Source organism: Candidatus Tisiphia endosymbiont of Sialis lutaria, assembly GCF_964026535.1.
GTDB lineage: Bacteria > Pseudomonadota > Alphaproteobacteria > Rickettsiales > Rickettsiaceae > Tisiphia.
In genome coordinates this window covers 869,955-891,553 of sequence record NZ_OZ032153.1, presented here as the reverse complement: position 1 = coordinate 891,553, position 21,599 = coordinate 869,955, and the positions used below count along the sequence as shown (strand labels likewise).

At 32.2% G+C, this 21,599-nt stretch carries 19 protein-coding genes and 1 pseudogene; 9 read left to right on the top strand and 11 right to left on the bottom strand.

Annotation, left to right across the window (positions count from 1 at the left end):
* The first annotated feature begins 494 nt into the window (after nt 1–494).
* The 5 genes and pseudogenes from AAGD20_RS04360 to nuoL all read left to right on the top strand — a co-directional run bounded on the left by AAGD20_RS04360 (nt 495) and on the right by nuoL (nt 8,067).
* On the top strand, nt 495–4,355 hold the full coding sequence (locus AAGD20_RS04360) for an autotransporter domain-containing protein (RefSeq protein ID WP_341748610.1): 3,861 nt from the start codon (nt 495–497) through the stop codon (nt 4,353–4,355).
* A 258-nt stretch (nt 4,356–4,613) separates the two neighbouring features.
* Entirely contained in the window at nt 4,614–5,093 is a 480-nt protein-coding gene (nuoI, locus tag AAGD20_RS04355) for an NADH-quinone oxidoreductase subunit NuoI (RefSeq protein WP_094648824.1), read from the top strand.
* 16 nt (nt 5,094–5,109) lie between these two features.
* Nucleotides 5,110–5,743, top strand: a pseudogene (locus AAGD20_RS04350) (NADH-quinone oxidoreductase subunit J); the annotation flags it as partial.
* A gap of 78 nt (nt 5,744–5,821) precedes the next feature.
* Nucleotides 5,822–6,136 (top strand): NADH-quinone oxidoreductase subunit NuoK, encoded by a 315-nt coding sequence (nuoK, locus tag AAGD20_RS04345; RefSeq protein ID WP_250310654.1) that lies wholly within the window; start codon nt 5,822–5,824, stop codon nt 6,134–6,136.
* Nucleotides 6,137–6,150: 14 nt separating this feature from the next.
* Complete coding sequence (gene nuoL, locus AAGD20_RS04340) at nt 6,151–8,067, top strand: NADH-quinone oxidoreductase subunit L (RefSeq protein WP_341748608.1); 1,917 nt, start codon at nt 6,151–6,153, stop codon at nt 8,065–8,067.
* Nucleotides 8,068–8,454: 387 nt separating this feature from the next.
* Here nuoL and AAGD20_RS04335 read toward each other — a convergent pair whose 3' ends face one another.
* The 5 genes from AAGD20_RS04335 to AAGD20_RS04315 form a co-directional block, all read right to left on the bottom strand.
* Nucleotides 8,455–8,982 (bottom strand): histidine phosphatase family protein, encoded by a 528-nt coding sequence (locus tag AAGD20_RS04335; protein WP_341748607.1) that lies wholly within the window; start codon nt 8,980–8,982, stop codon nt 8,455–8,457.
* Between the two features lie 25 nt (nt 8,983–9,007).
* The gene (locus tag AAGD20_RS04330; protein ID WP_341748606.1) at nt 9,008–9,808 is read right to left on the bottom strand and encodes a DNA polymerase III subunit delta'; all 801 of its coding nucleotides are present in this window, start codon (nt 9,806–9,808) and stop codon (nt 9,008–9,010) included.
* 132 nt (nt 9,809–9,940) lie between these two features.
* Nucleotides 9,941–10,921 carry an aminoglycoside phosphotransferase family protein gene (locus AAGD20_RS04325; RefSeq protein WP_341748605.1) on the bottom strand — a complete coding sequence of 327 codons (981 nt, stop codon included), beginning with the start codon at nt 10,919–10,921 and terminating at the stop codon, nt 9,941–9,943.
* 53 nt (nt 10,922–10,974) lie between these two features.
* Nucleotides 10,975–11,712 (bottom strand): hemerythrin domain-containing protein, encoded by a 738-nt coding sequence (locus AAGD20_RS04320; protein WP_094649432.1) that lies wholly within the window; start codon nt 11,710–11,712, stop codon nt 10,975–10,977.
* Nucleotides 11,713–12,151: 439 nt separating this feature from the next.
* Entirely contained in the window at nt 12,152–12,427 is a 276-nt protein-coding gene (locus AAGD20_RS04315) for an HU family DNA-binding protein (RefSeq protein ID WP_341748604.1), read from the bottom strand.
* 394 nt (nt 12,428–12,821) lie between these two features.
* Between AAGD20_RS04315 and AAGD20_RS04310 the strand changes: the two genes are divergently transcribed.
* Complete coding sequence (locus AAGD20_RS04310; RefSeq protein ID WP_341748603.1) at nt 12,822–13,337, top strand: hypothetical protein; 516 nt, start codon at nt 12,822–12,824, stop codon at nt 13,335–13,337.
* Between the two features lie 439 nt (nt 13,338–13,776).
* On the opposite strand, the gene AAGD20_RS04305 is transcribed toward AAGD20_RS04310, so the two are convergent.
* Nucleotides 13,777–14,055: a hypothetical protein gene (locus AAGD20_RS04305; protein WP_239832694.1), complete on the bottom strand. Its 279-nt coding sequence runs from the start codon at nt 14,053–14,055 to the stop codon at nt 13,777–13,779.
* Between the two features lie 363 nt (nt 14,056–14,418).
* Between AAGD20_RS04305 and AAGD20_RS04300 the strand changes: the two genes are divergently transcribed.
* Genes AAGD20_RS04300 through AAGD20_RS04290 form a run of 3 tightly spaced genes read left to right on the top strand, consistent with a single transcriptional unit; the run spans nt 14,419 to nt 17,113 of the window.
* Entirely contained in the window at nt 14,419–15,006 is a 588-nt protein-coding gene (locus AAGD20_RS04300; RefSeq protein WP_341748602.1) for a hypothetical protein, read from the top strand.
* Nucleotides 14,991–15,347: a hypothetical protein gene (locus AAGD20_RS04295; RefSeq protein ID WP_341748601.1), complete on the top strand. Its 357-nt coding sequence runs from the start codon at nt 14,991–14,993 to the stop codon at nt 15,345–15,347. The genes AAGD20_RS04300 and AAGD20_RS04295 overlap by 16 nt, the downstream gene beginning before the upstream one ends.
* Nucleotides 15,332–17,113 (top strand): glycosyltransferase family 2 protein, encoded by a 1,782-nt coding sequence (locus tag AAGD20_RS04290; RefSeq protein WP_341748600.1) that lies wholly within the window; start codon nt 15,332–15,334, stop codon nt 17,111–17,113. Before AAGD20_RS04295 ends, AAGD20_RS04290 begins: the two co-directional genes overlap by 16 nt.
* 348 nt (nt 17,114–17,461) lie before the next feature.
* Here the strand turns inward: AAGD20_RS04290 and AAGD20_RS04285 are convergent, their stop codons facing one another.
* The 5 genes from AAGD20_RS04285 to gltX form a co-directional block, all read right to left on the bottom strand.
* Entirely contained in the window at nt 17,462–18,022 is a 561-nt protein-coding gene (locus AAGD20_RS04285; protein WP_341748599.1) for an IS630 family transposase, read from the bottom strand.
* Nucleotides 18,016–18,519 (bottom strand): helix-turn-helix domain-containing protein, encoded by a 504-nt coding sequence (locus AAGD20_RS04280; protein WP_341748510.1) that lies wholly within the window; start codon nt 18,517–18,519, stop codon nt 18,016–18,018. The genes AAGD20_RS04285 and AAGD20_RS04280 overlap by 7 nt, the downstream gene beginning before the upstream one ends.
* 55 nt (nt 18,520–18,574) lie before the next feature.
* A complete protein-coding gene (locus AAGD20_RS04275) occupies nt 18,575–19,111 on the bottom strand; it encodes a hypothetical protein (RefSeq protein WP_341748598.1) in 537 nt (178 codons plus the stop codon).
* A 526-nt stretch (nt 19,112–19,637) separates the two neighbouring features.
* Complete coding sequence (locus AAGD20_RS04270) at nt 19,638–20,186, bottom strand: DUF6314 family protein (RefSeq protein WP_341748597.1); 549 nt, start codon at nt 20,184–20,186, stop codon at nt 19,638–19,640.
* On the bottom strand, nt 20,183–21,595 hold the full coding sequence (gene gltX / locus AAGD20_RS04265) for a glutamate--tRNA ligase (protein ID WP_341748596.1): 1,413 nt from the start codon (nt 21,593–21,595) through the stop codon (nt 20,183–20,185). The genes AAGD20_RS04270 and gltX overlap by 4 nt, the downstream gene beginning before the upstream one ends.
* Nucleotides 21,596–21,599: the final 4 nt, after the last annotated feature.

The following is a 21,599-nucleotide window of genomic DNA, read 5'->3' as shown; positions in this document are numbered from 1 at the left end:
TAATCAAAGCTTGTATAGTCAATTGATGAGAGATTGCTGACATTGACGTCGTCACTTTGTTTCGTCTATTACAGGCTTCGCTCCTATGCTCTCTTATCATTACCGCCTACTATTGTCATTCCCGCGTAGGCGGGAATCTAGACCCCTGCTTACGCAGGGGTGACACTGAGTCGAGCAGAGATGACTAAGTTAAGTAGGGATGGTCTCTAAAACCCTCTCCCTCTTCTAACTTCCGACAGTCTCCTAATCCCAACTTCTAATCAATTGGCTATAGTATTTTTATTTTACTTTCCTTGTTTCTCGTAATTATTAATTTTATTAGTCGTATTTCTATTTAAAGGTACGTTTAATCTATAGTTATAACTTTTTACAACATATAACAACTTAATTTCCTAAGAATAAAACTATAATTGCACTTTTTACTTTGTATTGCTGTGACAACTACGTTAATATTAATTAATTTTTAACAAATAAATTAATTGATAGGTAATGGAATGGTTATATTTAGCATGTTACAAAATTATTTTGTTAATAAATATTTAGTAAAAAAGTATCTAGTTTTTATTTTTTTATTTTTCTTATTGCAAAAATTTGACGTATCTGATGTCTTGGCGGTAGGATTTAATGAAGAAATAGGACAATTCTCTCACCCACGTCCATTTACTCATAGACATCACCTTGAAAATGAAATAGAGGCAACATGGAATGCTATTGATAAAGTCAGTGATGAATTAACAAAATTAGAACAAGAACATTCCCAAAAAATAAAATTATTGAATGATCGCAAAAATTTGGAAGAAGAAATTAATTCGCTAGAAATAGAGTATTCATCATTACTTGATCGGCAATACAAATATAATTTAGAAAAACAAAAGAGTGAAGAAATGCTCTCAATTTTACAGCAACAAGAGATCAAAAATTTGCCATTATATAGTAAAGAAACAGAACAAATTTCTTTTGCTGAATTTAAAGAGAACATGGAACAAATATGGTTTATTGTTAATGACACTCATGAGAAATTGAAAAAAGTAGACCCAGAAAACATAATAATAAAACCATCTGAAGATGGAAATAAATTAACGGAAATGCTTGATTTACTAGAAAAAGATTACCTAGCATTACTTAATCCTAAAGAAGACTATAATAGTCAAAAAACAGAACAAAAATTTTCTGTTAAACTTCAAGCAATACAAGGGAAGTTTTTTGATAGAGTTGCAGAAGCAGAAGAAACTTTTTCTGTTAAACTTAAAGTAGCAAACGAACAGTTGAAAAATTTACAGGGAAATATAAGTGACATAGAAGAGCAAATGCCATTGCTCGAACAAAAACTCGACGAACACAACCAACTATTAATTTCTATTGATAAAAAAGCAAATAAAATTACTGAATTAAAAGAAACAAGAGATGACCTTGAATCTAAGTTACATGCTCTAGATGATAATATTAGGTCACTACTCTTAGCTCAGTCAGAAAGGAGAAATATACCTAATGAATTTGAAGAGTTTGTACCGGTAGAGAATGATACACAGGTGAAACCTAATAAACCTGTGCAACAGTTGAAAGATGAAGGATATGCTTCTTTGGATAATTTAGCAATAAGAGATACTCCATCACCTACAATCACAGAATCTAATCAAACTGCTCCACAACAAATATCTAGAAAAAGAAAAAGGGTAGATTCTGAAGATGAGTCATTAGATGATATACCTCCTACAACAAGAAATTCGTTATCATTGAGAGATGAGTTAGAAGCAGCTAAAAAGGGTATTGTTGGGCATGCAGCTATTGTTCTAATAACAGAACCATCTCCAGTAATGGAGAGAGCTACAGATATGCCCCCAGCAACAAAGACAGCTACGGCTACAGTAACAGTAACCTCTCCAATAACACAAAAGGCTACAATAATGCCAACTCCAGTAATATATATGGCTCCAATAATCGAGGAAATTCCAGTAATGGAAATTGCTACAACAACAGATATGCCTCCAGCAACAAAGACGGCTACAGCTACAGTAACAGTAACCTCTCCTGTAACAGAAAAGGCTACAGTAATGGCAGATCCAGTAATATATATGGCTCCAATAATCGAGGAAGTTTCAGTAATGGAAATTGCTACAACAACAGATATGCCTCCAGCAACAAAGACGGCTACAGCTACAGTAACAGTAACCTCTCCTGTAACAGAAAAGGCTACAGTAATGGCAGATCCAGTAATATATATGGCTCCAATAACTGAGGAAGTTTCAGTAATGGAAATTGCTACAACAACAGATATGCCTCCAGCAACAAAGACGGCTACAGCTACAGTAACAGTAACCTCTCCTGTAACAGAAAAGGCTACAGTAATGGCAGATCCAGTAATATATATGGCTCCAATAATCGAGGAAGTTTCAGTAATGGAAATTGCTACAACAACAGATATGCCTCCAGCAACAAAGACGGCTACAGCTACAGTAACAGTAACCTCTCCTGTAACAGAAAAGGCTACAGTAATGGCAGATCCAGTAATATATATGGCTCCAATAACTGAGGAAGTTTCAGTAATGGAAATTGCTACAACAACAGATATGCCTCCAGCAACAAAGACGGCTACAGCTACAGTAACAGTAACCTCTCCTGTAACAGAAAAGGCTACAGTAATGGCAGATCCAGTAATATATATGGCTCCAATAATCGAGGAAGTTTCAGTAATGGAAATTGCTACAACAACAGATATGCCTCCAGCAACAAAGACGGTTACAGTAGATGCCCATCCTACCCTAGTATCTGAACACACAAATACTGCAGATACAAAAACAGTAGCTACACAAACAGATATAGTAGATGAACAACAAACCTCAGTAGCTATACAAACAGATGTAGCAGCTGAGAAACCTGTGCATGAAGTAATTCAACAAGCTGCAGTATCTGTAGACGATAATGCAGATGTTGATCCATATGAAATATTTGGAGACAACCTAGGGTTAGAAACATTGTTTGCAGAAGAGGAGCCAATAGCAGCTGAACCTACGACTCCAGTAGATGACCCTCCGTCTTCAGTAGTTAAACAACCAGACCAAGCAGACGAACAACCAACTTTAGTAGCTAAACAAGCCAATTCAGAAACCGAGCAAATCAATTTAGAATCCGAACAACCAGATTCAAGCACTGAGCAAACCAATTTAGAATCTGAACAACCAGATTCAAGCACTGAGCAAACCAATTTAGAATCCGAACAACCAGATTCAAGCACTGAGCAAACCAATTTAGAATCCGAACAACCAGATTCAAGCACTGAGCAAACCAATTTAGAATCCGAACAACCAAATTCAGTAGCAATTCCATCTTCTCAAACATTAGCTGAAGAAAATAGTTATATTTCACCTATTAACCCTGATGTTGAGCAAGATATATCGAAATATACTACATATATAGAATTTGACTATTTGGATACGATTTCTAATGCTTTAACTAACCATACATTAACAGATAATTCTACGGTAAATGTGGTAGCGTCAGGAGATAATGATTATATTAAAAAAGGTGGATGGATTCAATTTATCAGCTCTATTACCAAACAACAGCAACAAGGAAATATTTTAGCCTTTAAAAATAATCAGCAAGGTTTTATTTTAGGTTTTGATACACGACCCCTGGATAGTTTTATTATAGGAATCGCATATGCTCTTGCAAATTCGTATACTAAATTGCAAACCATCTTTAATGATAAGCAAAATACTATTTTACATGTAGCGGCAATTTATACCCAACATACATTATCACCAAATATATATCTGAATTCTTATCTCAAATATGGTAAAGCCTTTATTAAAAACAAAGGAGGACGGAATAATATTGCAATTAATAGCAAGACTAACGGTTATGTAACACGTGCAAAACTTGAAACTTACTATAAAATGGATTTAGATAAATTTCTGTTCAAACCAATAGTAGGAATAACATTTGATCATTTTTTAATAAACAATTTTACAGAATATAGGAAAGAGTTTAACATTAATGTACCAACTAAGAAAGGCAAAAGAATATTACTTGAAACTGGAATAAGTTTAAGTAAAAATATTTTGGTAGAAAATATTTCAATTATTCCGGAAATTCACGTCAAATTAGACAATACTCTTTTACTGAATAATCCAACAGGCGTAATTACTTTTACTAACACATCACATCAAGCCCCAATAGTAGTTCCCATCATAAAACCTGTAGGATCATCTGCAAAGAATGTGAAATATACTTTAGGAGGTTATGTAAACGTACAATCTGTCTTACCATTTAAACTAGGGGCTGGTTATGATTATAGTTTTAAAAAAGACCTTATTACCCACTCTTTCTATTTTAATGGACTAATTAAATTTTAATTCAGGAGAATTTGGGGCTAGGAGAGACGAGTGACGACGTCACCAACTTCTCCTCAATTGACTATAACTAGATACTTCTTTGATGTTTCTTTACTGTTTGATATTATTTCTCTATCTAATAATTTTACAATTACCCCAAATGTGCTATGTTTGTATATGGCATAAATCCTTTAAATTTAGCTATAGATCAAACTAATAAGAAAATAAATTGTAAAACATACTTAGTGCTACAAATTTTTGGTGTATAATGAAATGAAAATAATTAATTACCTGAAGTCTTTTTTGTTATTTGAAATAGTATCAGGACTTAGTCTAACTTTGAGGTATTTCTTTAAACCTAAAGTAACGATAAATTATCCCTATGAGAAGGGGCGGATAAGCCCAAGATTTAAGGGTGAACATGCATTAAGGCGTTACGCTAATGGTGAAGAGCGTTGTATTGCCTGTAAGCTTTGCGAAGCAATTTGTCCAGCTCAGGCTATTATTATTGAGGCAAAAGAAAGAGCAGATGGTAGTAGGCGTACTACTAGATATGATATTGATATGACTAAGTGCATTTATTGTGGTCTATGCCAAGAAGCATGCCCAGTTGATGCGATAGTGGAAGGTTCTAATTTTGAATTTGCTACTATTAGTCATCAAGAATTGCTTTATGATAAAGAAAAATTATTGAAGAATGGTGATATGTGGGAGCAAGAATTAGCAATTAAGCTACATAATGATTATAAATATAAATAGTTACGGGTAGATAATTATGGAAATGTTTTTTTATTTATTTGCCGGGCTAATGGTTATAAGTAGTGTTTTGGTTGTCATGAGTAAAAATCCTGTTTATTCTGTGTTATGGCTGATCTTTACTTTCTGTAACAGTTCAGGGCTAATGATTCTATTAGGAGCAGAATTTTTAGCAATGATGTTGGTTGTAATATATGTTGGAGCGGTAGCAGTATTGTTTTTGTTTGTTATAATGATGTTGAATATTCGTTTTGTGGATATTATTGTACAATTCAAAAAAAACTTATTGATCAGTATGACTGTAGCACTCATTATGTTTGCTGATCTTGTTTTGATAATTTGCTTAGGTGTACAAGGTATAGTGTTAGATAATATGGACTCTTCAGAGATAGCTAACCATACTATAGTCAATTCAGGAGAATTTGGGGCTAAGAGCGATGGAGCGACGCCTATAAGTAATAGGCGAGTGACGAGCGACAACGTTCCCAACTTCTCATCAATTGACTCTAATACTCATGCTATTGGGCAGGTACTATATACTGAATATATGTTACCTTTCCAAATTTCAGGTATTATTCTATTTATGGCAATGATATCTTGTATTACTCTAACTATTAGGCATCGTAGTGGAGTTAGGAGGCAGGATATTGCCAAGCAACATGCTAAAAACAAGGATAATTGTATATTAATGGTTAAACCGCGTTTAAGTGAAGGAGTGGAAGAAATTCAATATGATTAGTACTATTACTTTGGAACATTATTTAATTTTGTCGGCACTGATTTTTAGTATAGGAATGGTCGGTTTGTTTATGCATCGTAAGAATGTCATAACAATTCTGATGTCGATTGAATTGATGCTGCTAGCTGTCAACATCAATTTTGTCGCATTCTCTGCTTATGCCCATGAGATATCGGGTCAAATTTTTAGTATAATAATCTTAACAATAGCAGCTGCCGAGACTTCTATAGGTCTTGCAATATTATTAGTTTATTTTAGAAATAAAGGTTCGATAGAGCTGAGTGATATGAATCAGATGAAAGGGTAATTTTAGGAATTGGTATGGTAAATGCATTAGCAATATTCACGGTAATGTTACCATTAATATCTGGTATGATTAATGGTTTGTTTTGTCAGTGTTTTAGCAAGAAGCAAGCAGCTTGCATTGCCACTATTGCAATAAGTTTAGCGGCAATATTCGCTAGCTTTATATTTTATAATGTGGCAATAAACAAAGCCATTATTCATCTAATTTTAGCAAAATGGCTAGTAATTGGTGAGATGAAGATAGATTGGGCAATTTATGTCGATCAGCTGACCGCTATTATGTTTATAGTGGTTACTTGGATTTCAGCGGTGGTACATATTTATTCTCTTGGCTATATGGCAGATGATGAAGGGTTACCTAAATTTCTATCATTTTTATCATTATTTACCTTCTTTATGCTAGCTTTGGTATCAGCCGATAATTTTGTCCAATTATTTTTTGGTTGGGAAGGTGTTGGTTTATGTTCGTACTTATTAATTGGTTTTTGGTATCAAAAAGAAGCGGCAAATAAAGCAGCAATTAAAGCCTTTATCGTCAATAGGATAGGGGATTTTGCCTTTATAGTGGGGATTATTACCATTATTGTTTATTTTGGGGTAGTTGATTTTGCTAGTGTATTTGATAAAGCCCAATTATTGTCTAATATACAATTGAGTATATGGGGTTTTACAGTATCGATAATTGACATAGTCTGCCTGCTATTATTCCTTGGCTGTATGGGCAAATCGGCTCAAATTGGCTTGCATATATGGCTACCAGATGCTATGGAAGGTCCAACGCCAGTCTCAGCACTTATTCATGCTGCAACTATGGTAACAGCTGGAGTATTTTTAGTAGCTAGGTGTTCTTATTTATTTGAATATAGTGTAGGGGTATTGAGCTTTATTGCTATTATTGGCGGTATTACCTGTATATTTGCGGCAACTATTGCCATAGTGCAGAATGATATAAAAAAAATTATTGCCTATTCCACTTGTAGCCAGCTTGGCTATATGTTTCTTGCTTGCGGTGTATCAGCTTATAATGCTGGTATTTTTCATTTAGTGACTCATGCATTTTTTAAAGCTTTATTATTTTTATCAGCTGGTAGTGTTATTCACGCTTGTCATCAGCAAGATATTTTTAAGATGGGTGGTTTGAAAGATAAAATGCCAGTTACTTACTGTAATTTCTTAATCGGCTCACTGGCACTGATCGGTATTTATCCTTTAGCTGGATTTTATTCAAAAGATGCTATTTTAGAGCTAGCATATAGTAGCGGTGGGGTCATAGGTACTACAGTGTTTATTCTTGGAATTGTGGCGGCAATTTTGACTGCTATTTATTCTATGAAAATTATCTTATTAGTATTTCATGGCAAAACTAGATTAACTATAGAGCAATTTAATCACGCTCATGAATCACCCAATATTATGAATCTGCCACTTAATCTTTTAGTGGTAGGTAGTTTTGTTGCGGGGATGATAGGTCATTATATTCTTGCTCTTGACAAACCAAATGGTTATTTCCTTGATAGTATATTCAATATTCATATTTATCAAAGATTAGCAAATCACCCACCTATTTATATAAAATTATTGCCAATGGTTGTGGGATTAATGGGTATTGTTTTGGGTATTTATTTGTATAAGAATATTATTGATAAAGTGAAAATAACATTTATGAGGAAATTGTTGGTACATAAATATTATTTTGATGAAGTGTATGACTTGCTGATAGTAAGATTAGTTGCCAACTTAAGTAAGCTATTGAATTTGATCGACCAAAGAGTCATTGATAGATTTGGTCCAAGTAATTTTGCCAAAACAGTAAATTACTTTGGGATTTTGGTAAGTAGATCGCAGACAGGTTATATATTTAATTACACTATGTGTATAGTTTTATTTGTAGTTGCCTATATTACTTTTTTTATAGTTTTTAGGGTGGTTTGAAAGTAAATTGTCTTCCCGCTTCCCCTTGTCATTCCCGCGTAGGCGGGAATCTAATACTACAGTTGTAGATTTAATGTGGAGTGTTCACGGAAAAAAGGTTAAAGTATAAGATGTCATTGCGAGGAGGTTGCCAGACCGACGAAGCAATCCAGGAAAGTGATTAGAAATGGATTGCTTCGTTGACCTTACGGTCTCCTCGCAATGACGCTTGGTGATCAGGTTTTTTTATTCATCACAAAAAAATAGCAAAAAAATCGTGAATGCTCACATCTAAACTACAACTGTAGTACTAAGACCCCTGCTTACGCAGGGGTGACACAAAACAGGATTACCACGACCAGTATGTAGCCTCGCAATGACGTTTTAGCAAATCATTTAAGTATATTTTTAAGTTATCTCTAACTCATTAATAGAACAATGTAGTATCTGACAAGCATCTACCCATGTTTTTATTACCTGCTCATGAGTTACTACTATTACATACTTATAGTTTAGATATTTTGTTAAAACACCTTCTGTTCTATCTTTTATAGAACTTTTTGATTCCCACGTTTTAAGAATACCTTCTGGGTATATACCATCATTTCTTTTATAATCATCTATTGCACTTTTTAGCTGTAGTTGATTGCTAATTTCTAACCTTAAGTCTGGTTGCCATTCTCTTAAGTCAAATTCTACAGTGATGTTTAAATTAATGTTTTTTGAAAGAATTGCTGCGGTTTGCAACGCCCTAGTATATGGAGAAGATAGAATTAGTTCTGCATTTTCTAATCTCAGATTTTTAGATAGCTCATTGGCTTGTCTAATCCCATTTGGCGTTAAACATGGCAAGTCCCTATATTCACCTTTTAATTGATGTTTTTCATTTAAAGACCAATCTGTTTCACCATGTCGTATTAAAAAGAATATTGTCACAAAAATAACTAAGGATATATTTAATTTAAGTTAGTTCTTCTATTAATGCTATGGTACTAGCTCTTAAATCTAGGTCATAATCTATAGTATTATTTATTATTCGCTTAACATTAGCAAATTTTGTTACCAACCAATCAGGTGAATTGGAAGGTAATTGATTAAATATTTTATTCTCTAATTCATTAAATTCAATATTGATATTGAGCGATTTCTTAGTAATCCTATTAACTAGATATAGCATGCTATAAGCAAAATCCCCCCATAATTCTTTGTTTTTACTGGTAAATTCTTCGATAATATTTAACCTCACTTCAGGGTTTGAACAATTAGCAATATATGTAATGAATTTAACATATATTTCACTCCCCACTAAGCGATTTTGTGATTTTATATTAATTTTAGCACATCTAGATCTTATAGTGCTTATTATGCCAGCAGCTCTTGAGGTAATTAAGAAAATAAAACTATCCTTTGGGGTATCTTCTAAAAGTTTAAGGCAGGAATTTGCCGCATTAAGATTCATTAGATCGGCTTGATAGATAACAGCTACTCTATATTTAGATATTGACGATGTTTTATAAAAAAATTGCTGTAAATCCCTAATTTGGTCAACAGATATGTCTTTGACATTAGCGGAACCAGAATTATCCCTTGCTACTAACCGATAATCTGGATGATTTTTTAATTGAATTTTATCTGCAAACAAACTGCTTTCTATAAATATTAGTAAATTTTCTAAAGCTTTTGCCGTATCATCAACGTCAATCAACCAACTATTATAAAGCCGACCTTGTTTAAATCTATCCTCAAGATATTCTTTGATCATTCTATTTATTCCACTTGTCAATTGCTTATCTTTTAGTTACCCAAAGTAGGGATTATAGTTAGTTCAGGAAAATTTGGGGCTAGGAGCGATGCCTATAAGTAATAGGCGAGCGACGACGTCCCCAACTTCTCATCAATTGACTATATCAGCGATTAACCCTGTTATGTTATTATACATGTTAGGTCTTTCATCTTCAGAATCTAACAAATCGCATAAATTTACTAAATCAACTAATTTTGCTTTTTTTTCCCAATCTGAATCTAGTGACTTTGATACTTTTGAGTATCCAGAAGCAAAACTCTCTTTTAGCTGTTTATCGAATAAATGTTTAAACCTAAATAAAGTTGCAATATCACCATATACTGAACCAGAATAAGCAAATTCCCAATCTAATATTCCTGATAAAATTAATGTTCCATCGACATTCTTAACTAAAATATTAGAAGGTTTAAAATCACCATGCACCAATTGATTATTACCTTCCTTTGGAAAAAATTTCTCATATAAAATAATTTTATTTTTTAAACTATCAGAAAGTTGCTTACCTAACTTATCTTTCACTCTGGGCTTAGTTATTTTATCTAAAATATAATTTATAAATACATTATATTCATTATGTTTGGTAGTAATTTTGTTGATTGATAAATTTGCAGTGAGTAAACCACTTTCTTGAAACTTATAGGAGTTCAAATTCCCTAAAAATTCACCAAGTTTACTATATATTACTAGTATTGAGTCTAAAAACGAAGGATCAGTTAAAAAATCTGATAATAAATTACCTTCACGATATTCTATAAAACTGCAAAAATAGTTTGTTGTTTCATTTATAGGATTAAAACTAAGAAATTTTGGAACTAAAGGTTCATTATGGAGTAAATGTGAAAGTTTAAATTCTTTTTTACCTAACTCTATATCTCGAACATTAATGCGTAATATAAATTTATCTCCATTCTCGAATTCAATAATATAATTTGTATTCGCAAGCCCATGTTTTGCTTTAGTAACAATAAACTTATCTTCCCTAATTAAAAACTTTTTACATAAATTTTTAATTTCTTCGAATTCAAGATCGAAAAACTTACTTCGGCGTTCCCATTCTAACAATTTTTCCATATATTCTTCTTTAATATATAAGAACCTAGAGGATACTGCTGACAATAGTAATTCTATATTTGGTTCTTTTGGGCTGCGAATAAACTTAAGGGTAAATCAAACTCAATGGCAAAAGCAGATTTTTCATCAGTAGTGAAACAGCCTTCTGAGACTAATGAACGCTTCCAAATTTCAAGAAACAGTTCAGGTGAACAAGCTTCTTTAATATCTTGTAAATAAGTGCGTTTTTCAAAAAAATTTAAAACCGGGAAGAAGCTCGAGCTATCTAATAAAACCTCTTCAGGCAGACCTTTATAACTATCTATGGTAACCTGCTGCAGCTCTTTATCCGAATAAAGCTTCCATAATTCAGGCATTAATATGTTTTCTTCTTGATAAAAATGCAGAAGATTGTCAGACAGAAACTCATCATATGAGGAGCAGATATGGCGACCCTGCACAACTCGCTCTTCATCATCCACGGTTTTTATCGCAGTTTCAAAAAGCCCCTGAAAGACCACCAACTCATTTTGTTGGCTGAAATGTGCTTGCTCAACTTGCTTATGCACGATTGATTGTTTTTTTTCAAATAGTGGGGTAAAATATTTTTCTTCTTTTTGTGCATGCATTTTTAGATCAAATACAATGTTATCAAAAGAATCTTTAATACTAGTTATAGCTAATATTTTTCGAAAATCTGTTGTGCCTAGCTTCCCTCCAAACTGGTATAGCTCCTTACGAATGAATTTATGTACACTTCTATACAAATCATATCTTACTATCATTTTATTATACTCATCATTTTTTTGCAATAAGATATACTATTTCCTGCAAAAATCATAATTATTGCAAGCAACCCCTATCGTTTAACCACAGTAAATTAACGTCTATTAGCAAGGAATTGCTTTAATGGCAATTGTAAGTTGTCATCCATAAATTGTCATTCCCACGTAAGTGCATAGGCGTCAGTTTAAGAAAATAAAGTAGAAAAGCTGTCTATTACTCGATAATCAAAATTTGTCATTTCCGCGTAGGCGGGAATCTAAACCCCTGCTTACGCAGGGGTGACATAAAAAGTAAATTGTCATTCCCGCGTAAGCGGGAATCTATATCCCTGCTTTCGCAGGGATGACAACCTTGCAGAGAGACAACCCTTAAAGGGATGGCACAAAACAGGATTGTTTCGTTAGCTTACGTACTCCTCGCTAATAGACAGAACTATATAATCGAACTAGCTCTAAGAAAAACAACTTAAGAATTATTACAAGCTTCTTTCATTTTCTTACCAGCTCTAAATACTGGTTGCTTATAAGCAGCAATATGCATTTTTTCGCCAGTTTTTGGATTACGACCTTCACGTGCGGCTCTACTTTGTATGTGAAAAGAACCAAATCCCACTAGATTAACGTCCTCACCACGACTAAGTGCTTTAAGTACACTATCTACAACCCAAGTAAGGGCTTTTTCTGCATCAGTTTTTGAATGACCCGCTTCAGCCATTAATGCTACTAATTCTCCTTTATTCATATGATCAGCTCTCCAAATAGATTGTTAACATTATCAGACATTAATGTATTTATTATACCAGATGCCAGCAAGATTTATTAATCTCGTTGCATAGATTATATCAAACACTAAATTGACTGCAACTGAGACTTATTCAGAATTTTTTAATATAATTATTTTTATAGTCTAATTACAAAAAATTGTATCTATTTTACATCAAATTAGCTTCTTATCCCGTAATTAGCAAGTAGTTTAATAAGTCTCTATTGGCAATTAAATTCCAAAATTTGGTAAAAAACAACTTTTAAAGTTAGTTTTTAGCATATTTTATGCTGATTAAATGAAATAATTAGTTGAAAATCTAATTGGTTTGTATTATCATGGTTATAAATTAATAGACACTAAGGTAACTTTTATGATCACTAGGATATTATACATATTATTTATTTTAATTTTCAACTTAAATGTTAATGCTAATCCGTCTCCTTTAGGTCTTGAATTAAATAAAGCAACTATCTCAGACGTAGAAAAATTATATCATATCACCAAAAAAGAAAATAACCATTGGGAGGGATATAATTATTATCTCAATGTTGGAGATGTTAAATTAGAGGGACTTACTAAGCTACTAATAATATGTAATGACGATAATATTATTCAAGCAGTAATCTTAACAATAGATAAAAGTAAATTCACAGAGTTTTACCAGTTGCTTTCAGAAAAATACAAACTTACCTATAACCAAAACCCTAGGTTAGGCGATAAAGAAATTAGATTTGCAGATAGTGATTGTACTATAATATTAGAGGCTCCTCATCTTAGCTTTAGTATGGTTCTTATATACATAACAGATGAATTCTTAACAAAATTTAAAGGTAAGCAAAAAGAAGAAGAAAATTTGAAAAAGACAAAAGACAAAGAATTGCTGTAGTTCAATTGGTGAGAAGTTGGTGACATCGTTACTCGCCTATTACTTATAGGCGTCGCTCCATCGCTCCTGCTACCCAATTCTCACAACTGTTGAAAGTTAGAAGAGGAAGCGGTTTTAGACCGGATAGTTTAAAAATCGTATGTGGTCAACGTCATTGCGAGAAAGACCTTAGGTCGACGAAGCAATCCATAAAAGTAACCAAAGATGGATTGCCACGACCACTACGTGGTCTCGCAATGACAGAAAACCTATCTAAAACCCGCTTTACCTTCTAACTTTCAACAGTTGTACCCAATTCCCCTGAATTGACTATAAAATAAAAAATTTTTAATTGCTAATTTTTATCACAGAGTTGTATAAATAGCACATAAATTGATAAATCGAAGAAAAAAGGGGAATGTAATTAAATATAATTACTATTCCCGATTTTAAATATAATTTAATTATTTTCTTTCTTTGTATCTTGACTACTATCGATGGTAGTTGATTGTTGTTGTTTCGCCAACTTGCTCTTTTCTTCTATGGAATTAAGGAAAAAATAAGTAAATGTTAGGAATCCAATTAACATCGGAATAAAAACAAATATAATAGCATTGCGTTTTCTAATAGATTCTTCACGATCTAAACGAGCCTCTTGCTCCTCATATGTTTCCCCTAATTCATTACGCCATATATCTTCTTGATCTGAATTATCTTGTTCTGAACTGTTTTCTAGCATTTTATACCTTTTATTAAATATTATTTATATAACTTAGAGATTAAACTATAAAAAAATTATATACAAGCTTCAATTAAATTAACGTTAAATCCTTGATTATATTAATTTAAATTAAATCTGTTGTAAAGATTATTGAATTTCCAATTAGTTGTAAAATTTTGATAAATCGATAATTTTGTTGATTTATCATATCACAATGGTAGAAAAAGTATATTACTAAAATGCTATAAAATTAATTTTTCTTAGATATATACTTAATTAGTTAAAAATCTACTAATATATCTGTTTATTAACTTAAATTTAATTTTACTAAATTTATAATAAGTTGTATTTTAGTAATTTAAACTATTAGTTGCTGTTTAAGTGAAAATAACAATCATTTTTATATTATTATTTATAATTTCTATAGCAAATAAGGTTTATGGATCAGCTTGGTTAATCGACTCAGGTAGGTATAGATATATGGCTACTACTGCTACTATCGATAAAAATTCTGAAAATATTAAGCAAATAAGAGCCGATCTCTTTTTACAAATTCAGCGTAAACTAGCCCATTTAAGAGAACGTATCAAGTTGGTTAACAATTCATCAGCTCTGTATAATAAGTTATTTTGCCAAATTCAATCTTTAGAACGTAGCTCAAGAGAAATATCTTCATACCAAGATCAATTAATGAGAATTTTTACTATCGAATATGGCATTAATAATAACCAAAATTTAGCTATTCAATTGCTTTATAAAGAAAATAAATTTCAGGGAAGTAATGATATGAACTACCTATCTAAAAATAAAGAAATTGGTATATTTTATAAAATTAAGCTTTTTCAAAATATTCATCGGGTAGTCTCAGTTCAGCCAAGAATATACATAACTCAAGATGGTGTGAGCAGCAATTTTCTTATGAATTATTATTGTTATCAGCAATATCCAAAAAAATGCGGACAATTTTAGGTGAAACTTCAGTATTTGCTCAAGGTATTTTGAGTTTTGGGCAGAACCTAAATAATCCATATGGCAAAAGAAGCCATTATAGTTTTTCCATGTCTAAGGGAGTTGAATTTCAAAATGGCATTATGTTAGTGAGCTTTACCAAATATTATAATAGAAGAAATTATGGTAATATTTATAATAAAACTTTATATAAGCAATTTTCAATTGCAAAAAAGATTAAGTTTGGTAATCTAAAGAAAAATAGTATAACAACACAAATAGGGTATTTTTCGGATAAAAGCCTGATTAAACAGCGTTATAAAATATCGGGAGTAATATTTTCAATATGGATGGATATATAAGGAGCCTGAATATAGAATTTTTAGATATTCTAGCAAAAGAACAGCTAGTTACTGATTTACAAATATCTCATATTAAGCTCAAATTAGCTGAGAATGATTTTTTTAACACGATAATCGAAGAAGGGATTATTAATAATGAGATGATTATAGAAATTTTATATAAGTATAAACTATTACCACTATTAAGTGTCCAGGAATCTCAGGTTAAGATTTATGATTACTCAAAAATTGATCAATATGTCAGAAATGGTTATTTCATTTATGAAAATGATGAAAGTAATGAGGTGCTTGCTATAAATGACCTAGCCTATTTAGGAAAGTTATCAGCCATACATTATAACGTGCAAATTAAGTTGGTTAGAAAGAATGATTTTTATCAATTACTTGAACGAAATTTCAGTCATTTAAATATCATAAAATCCAAATATTTTCTTGAATTTCTCTCATTATACATGATAGCAAAAAACATCAATTACACTAAGTCAATTATCATATTTTTTTTGATATATTTTGCCATATTACTTAATTTTAAACATCTTTTTCATATAATTAATATTATCTGCTATTTTTCACAAAATATTTTAAAAATTATACTATTTAACCAAGCAGCAATTACGCCAGATACCATATTTAAAATTAGTGATCTATATTCCAATGATTCCCTACCTATTTATACTATCTTACTCCCATTATATCAAGAATCAGGCAAACTAAAGTCAATAATTAGTTGTATCACTAATATTAATTATCCTAAACATAAATTAGATGTCAAAATCATTGTTGAAGCAGATGATTATTTGATGATCAAGGAAAGCATTATATATGAATTACCCTCTTATATACATTTGATTAAAGTGCCATTTACTCTACCTAGAACTAAACCGAAAGCTCTTAACTATGCCATGCAATATTGTAAAGGAAAATATGTAGTAATATATGATGCGGAAGATAGACCTGATACTGATCAACTCCTTAAAGCAGTAATAGCCTTTGATAGTTTACCAAAAGAATATGTCTGTTTGCAAGCTAAACTTAATTTTTATAATGAGAATGAAAATTTACTCACTAAGCTTTTTAGTATAGAATATTGCTTATGGTTTAAATACCTTCTGAAAGGTTTAAGTATAATGAACTTACCGGTGACTCTTGGGGGAACCAGCAATCATTTTAAGGTTGATGCTTTACAAAAAATAGGTTTCTGGGATGCTTATAATGTTACTGAGGATGCTGATTTAGGGATTAGGCTATATTCATTTTGCTATAAAGTTCATATGATCGATTCTTATACTTTAGAGGAATCGCCTATAGATATTATCAATTGGATAAATCAAAGGTCTCGTTGGATAAAAGGATTTATCCAAACATTTTTGGTATTCCTTGCCCAAAAAGACAAATATAAAAGGTTTAAATTCTATCAAATAATTACTATTTTCATTTTTATTGGTTTTTCTTCTTATGGTTTTTGTTGTGTACCATTTCTAATAATAACTATTAAAATTAATAAATTGGCTGTAGTTAATTATTTATGGATAGTTAATAGTTTTTTTGCTTTTTCATACCTTTATGGCAGTGCTTTTTTTATTTTACTAAGCAAAAAAGGCAAAATAACTAATTTTCGAGTATTAGATGTTGCTGCCTTGTTAGTATGGCCTTTGTATTTTTTGCTACACACGATAGCAAGTTACAAGGCTATTTGGCAGATTGTTTTTATGCCCTTCAAATGGGATAAAACTCAGCATGGGATTAGCACCATAGACCTTGAATAGACTCAGATTAAATTAATTTACAACTGTAGCACTAAAATACACAGCAAAATAGTCATCAAATTTCTATATTTATTCAATAAGCACAATAGTTTTAATTTAACTTGACAATGAATTTTAAATGTATATATTGCATCATGTAAACCGGACAAAACGGAGGACGGTCTAAATTAAGTGAAGAATGGTCGATATTCTGTTTTCTAGTAACAATATTTTAAATTGATATGGAGTAAATTTATGGCGGGAATGAAAATAACTGAATCTAAATACGATGATGGAAAAAAAGACTTAATATTAGAAGCTTTAAAAGACGCATCTACTACAGAGAAAGGGTTATACCAATTGAAATAATTAACGCGGTATATTAATCCACTCTCTATACATAATTGATTTTACTAAAGTTGCATTTTTACTAAGTTGATTCCAGGCATAGCAAGCATTAGCAACGATATCTTCGTATACACCGTAACATTGATTAGATAGGAAGTGATTTTTGTTCCACTGCCAAATTTGTTCCATCGCATTTAATTCCGGTGCGTATGGCGGAAGCGGTACCAAGGTAATGTTACTTGGAATAATTAATTTTTTCGCTGCATGCCACCCGGCATTATCTGTTAATAATGCAACATGCCTACCAGAATCAATAGTCAAAGAAAATTCATCTAAGAACTTATTCATTGAATCAGTATTGGTATATGGTAAAATTAACGCAAAAGATTCGCCCGTATCATGGCAAGCAGCTCCATAGATGTATGTTGAGATAAATTGTTGTTGCCTTACTTTCCTAGGTCTGCTCCCACGTTTAGCCCATATGCGACTTAAACTACCTTGCTGCCCAATTCGAGTTTCATCCTGTGACCAAATGTCAACCTTACTCCAATCAATATCTTTTGGTAATAATACTTTTAGCATATTGGCGAAGTTTTTTTATATGTATTTTGAGTTGCTTGATTAGATTTTGGGTGTACTGAACGAGAAGTAATCCAGCTAAAACCAAGTCGATGTATAGTGTTATAAACTGTTTTTAAACTACATTTAATACCATATGTTTCAAATAACATATTATGTAATTCCTTTCCTGTTATATAACCACCTGTCTTACTTTCACTCAACATATTTATTTTATCAGACAGAAAAGATTCTTGTAAGCTATTGAATTTTCTAAACGCACCACTCCTATGTGATTCAAATAATCCATCAAAGCTAGAGTTTCTAAACCTTCTAAGCCAAGATTGTACTGTTTTCCAGTGCGATCCAACTATTATCGATACAGTTTTCAATGACTTGCCTGATTGCAGGTGATGCATTGCTAATAAGCGTATGCGATTTCTTCCGTGCGACTCGTTTTTCATTAGGCATATGAAATCATGCTCGTGAAAACCTTTTGGTAATATTAATGTTCTTGCCATTTTACTACCTGCTCAAGTTTATATTCCCATATTATAATATACCTCCTTAACTATTTCAATTGGTATTATAGATATATATAGATGTATTTTTTTTTGATTTTTTTACAGTTGAGTGGTAATTTTTTTCCGGTTGAAGTGAAATATTTTTATGGCTAGATTGAATATTTATACAATCAGAGTGATAAGAATTATCATTAGCTTTACGAAAACTTATAAATTTTTTAAGAATTCTAATACATAGAATATTGCGGCATTTTAGGTTATGTTTGATCGTAGTAATTAAAGAGTGATCAATGAACCCACTTGTTTGTAATTCTGTTAGACATTGTTTAACCCGTTTTTGACAAACTCCTAGCTCTTTTTCGAAAAAGTGATAACCTTCTTGTAATTCTTCTGATAGTTTATCTTTTTGATAAATTTGTAGGCGAGAAACTATCAAAGACAGAAGTTGACGAGAAGTTTTACTTAATTGCTTACCACAATTATTAGTAAGGTTTCGCCATTCAGGCGGAACGAAATTACCGACTATATTATAAAAGATAGTATCGGAATTTTCAGCTAAACCGTCGGAAAAAATTAACGATTCTGTCATACTTCCTCCCCGTGAAAAACGGTTAAAAATAGACCTTTTTGTAGGTCAATTTTGAGGAATTTTGGCAAAAAAACGCTATAAAAACAATATAGAAGCTTTTTAAGGAATTTATGAAGTAGTTGAAACGATAATATATATAAGGGTTGGGAAGAATTTTTTAAACCCCTCTCTTCACTATTGCGAGGAGCTATTTTAGTAGCGACGAAGCAATCCATGAGAATTAATAGATACATCAAGACTATATGGATTGCTTCGTAGGCTTACGCCTACTCGCAATGACGTTTTTATGCTGTTTAATACTTATAGAATAAAAATTGTAGGGTGCTATGGTCATCCCTACCCGACTTACTGTCATCTCTGCTTCGGTGCGGGATCTATAATAGATTCCCGCCTACGCGGGAATGACAAATTTTGCGTTTAAAGATAGCTCTGCAAAAAACTTGATTATCGAGTAAAAGTAACCAAAAATGGATTGCCACGACCTACTTGCGTGGTCTCACAATGACGTTGAAAGATATTGCAAGCCTCAAAGCCTAATAAAACTAGTTTTGATGGTATAATCTTTATTCGGTCCTAAAATCTTATAACTCAAGTCAAAAGAATCTTTATTTAAGAATATGTAACTAGCTTGATAAATATCCAAGTTACACTGATGTATAGCTTCAGCCTGGCAAGGACTACCCGAGATAAAACGCATTTGGTAAAATAAAGTATTGTTATTCTCATTAACAAAGTACTTTACAATTTTGTCTTGTTCTAGAGAGTATATATATTCCTTAAAGGCTTTTACCTTAGTGCTACTACCGTGATAGTTGACATCAAGTTCTTCTCTATATAATATAGATGGATATTTTGAATATATAGGCTTTTTATCCTCTATAAAATAAGCAATTCCTTTAGCTGTGCCATAATTACCTAAAATTCTCGTAATAGTATAGGTTCCAACTAGGTTGTAGAATATATAGTCAATTGATGGGAAGTTGGTGACGTCGTTGCTCAATGCTCGCCTATTACTTATAGGCGTCGCTCCATCGTTCCTAGCCCCAAATTCCCCTGCATTGACTATATGTATCATTTCCCTAATTCCTTAGCGTCCTTATACAATAACCTATCAATAGCATTTTCTTTACCAATTATAGCGATAATTTCAAAAACACTTGGGGAAGTAGTCATACCTGTCATTAAAGCTCTAATATATTGCATGATATCTGCAAGTTTAATATTATTATCCTTGGCAATTTCTTTAAATTTTATTTGAATTGAGTCTTTATCAAAATTTGCTAAATTCTCCAATTCCTTTATAACTTGTCCCACCAAATTTTTATCACAATTATTGATCAGTTCTTTAGCTTCTTCAGAATAGATAATAGGAACATTAACTAAATAAATCCTAGCTAGTTTTGCTAATTCGACTAAATTGGTACTTCTTATTTTCAAACTTGGCATTGCTTGTCTAATATATTCCTTTTCTTTCTCAGTAACTTGATAATTTTCTTGTAAACTCTGACAAGTCATTTCTGTTAATGTTTGGTCATCAAGCTGACGTAAATAATGAGAATTTAAACTATCCATTTTGGCAAAATCAAGACGAGCTGGCGATTTACCTAGCCCATCAAGGTTAAACCATTCTATAGCTTGGGATCTTGAAATAATCTCATCATCTTTGTGACTCCAGCCTAATCTTAGTAAATAATTGCACAAACTCTCAGGTAAATACCCCATATCTTGGTAAGCCTTTACTCCAAGAGCTCCATGTCTTTTAGATAATTTTGCTCCGTCAGTTCCGTGTATTAACGGTATATGTACCATATGTGGTACAGACCAGCCAAAAGCTTGATAAAGTATTTTTTGACGAGCCGCATTAGTTAAATGGTCATCCCCCCTGATAATATGGCTAATCTGCATATCGTGATCATCCACCACTACCGCTAACATATAGGTAGCAGTACCGTCACTACGTAACAATACCATATCATCAAGGTGTGAATTTTCAATAGTAACATCTCCTTGTAAAGCGTCATGAATAATTGTTTGCCCAGTTTTTGGGGCTTTCAAGCGGATAACGGGGATACTTTTCTGCTCCTGCGAATTAGAAGGTGGTACATCCCGCCAAGGGCTTTCGAACAAAAAATGTTGTTTATTAGCTATGGCACTATCTCGCTGTCTATCTATTTCTTGTTGAGAAGTAAAGCAATAATAAGCTTTCCCCTCATCTACTAACTTCAGAGCAGCTTTTTTGTATAAATCATTTCTTTTAGACTGAAAAATTACTTCTCCATCCCAGTTTAAACCAAGCCATTTCAAGCCGGAAAATATAGCATCTACTGCATCTTTGGTTGATCTTGCTTGATCAGTATCCTCAATTCGCAGCAAAAATTTACCGTTATGGTGCTTAGCAAATAAATAATTAAACAACGCCGTCCTTGCCCCACCAATATGCAGGAAGCCAGTAGGAGATGGAGCAAATCTAGTAATTACAGTCATATTT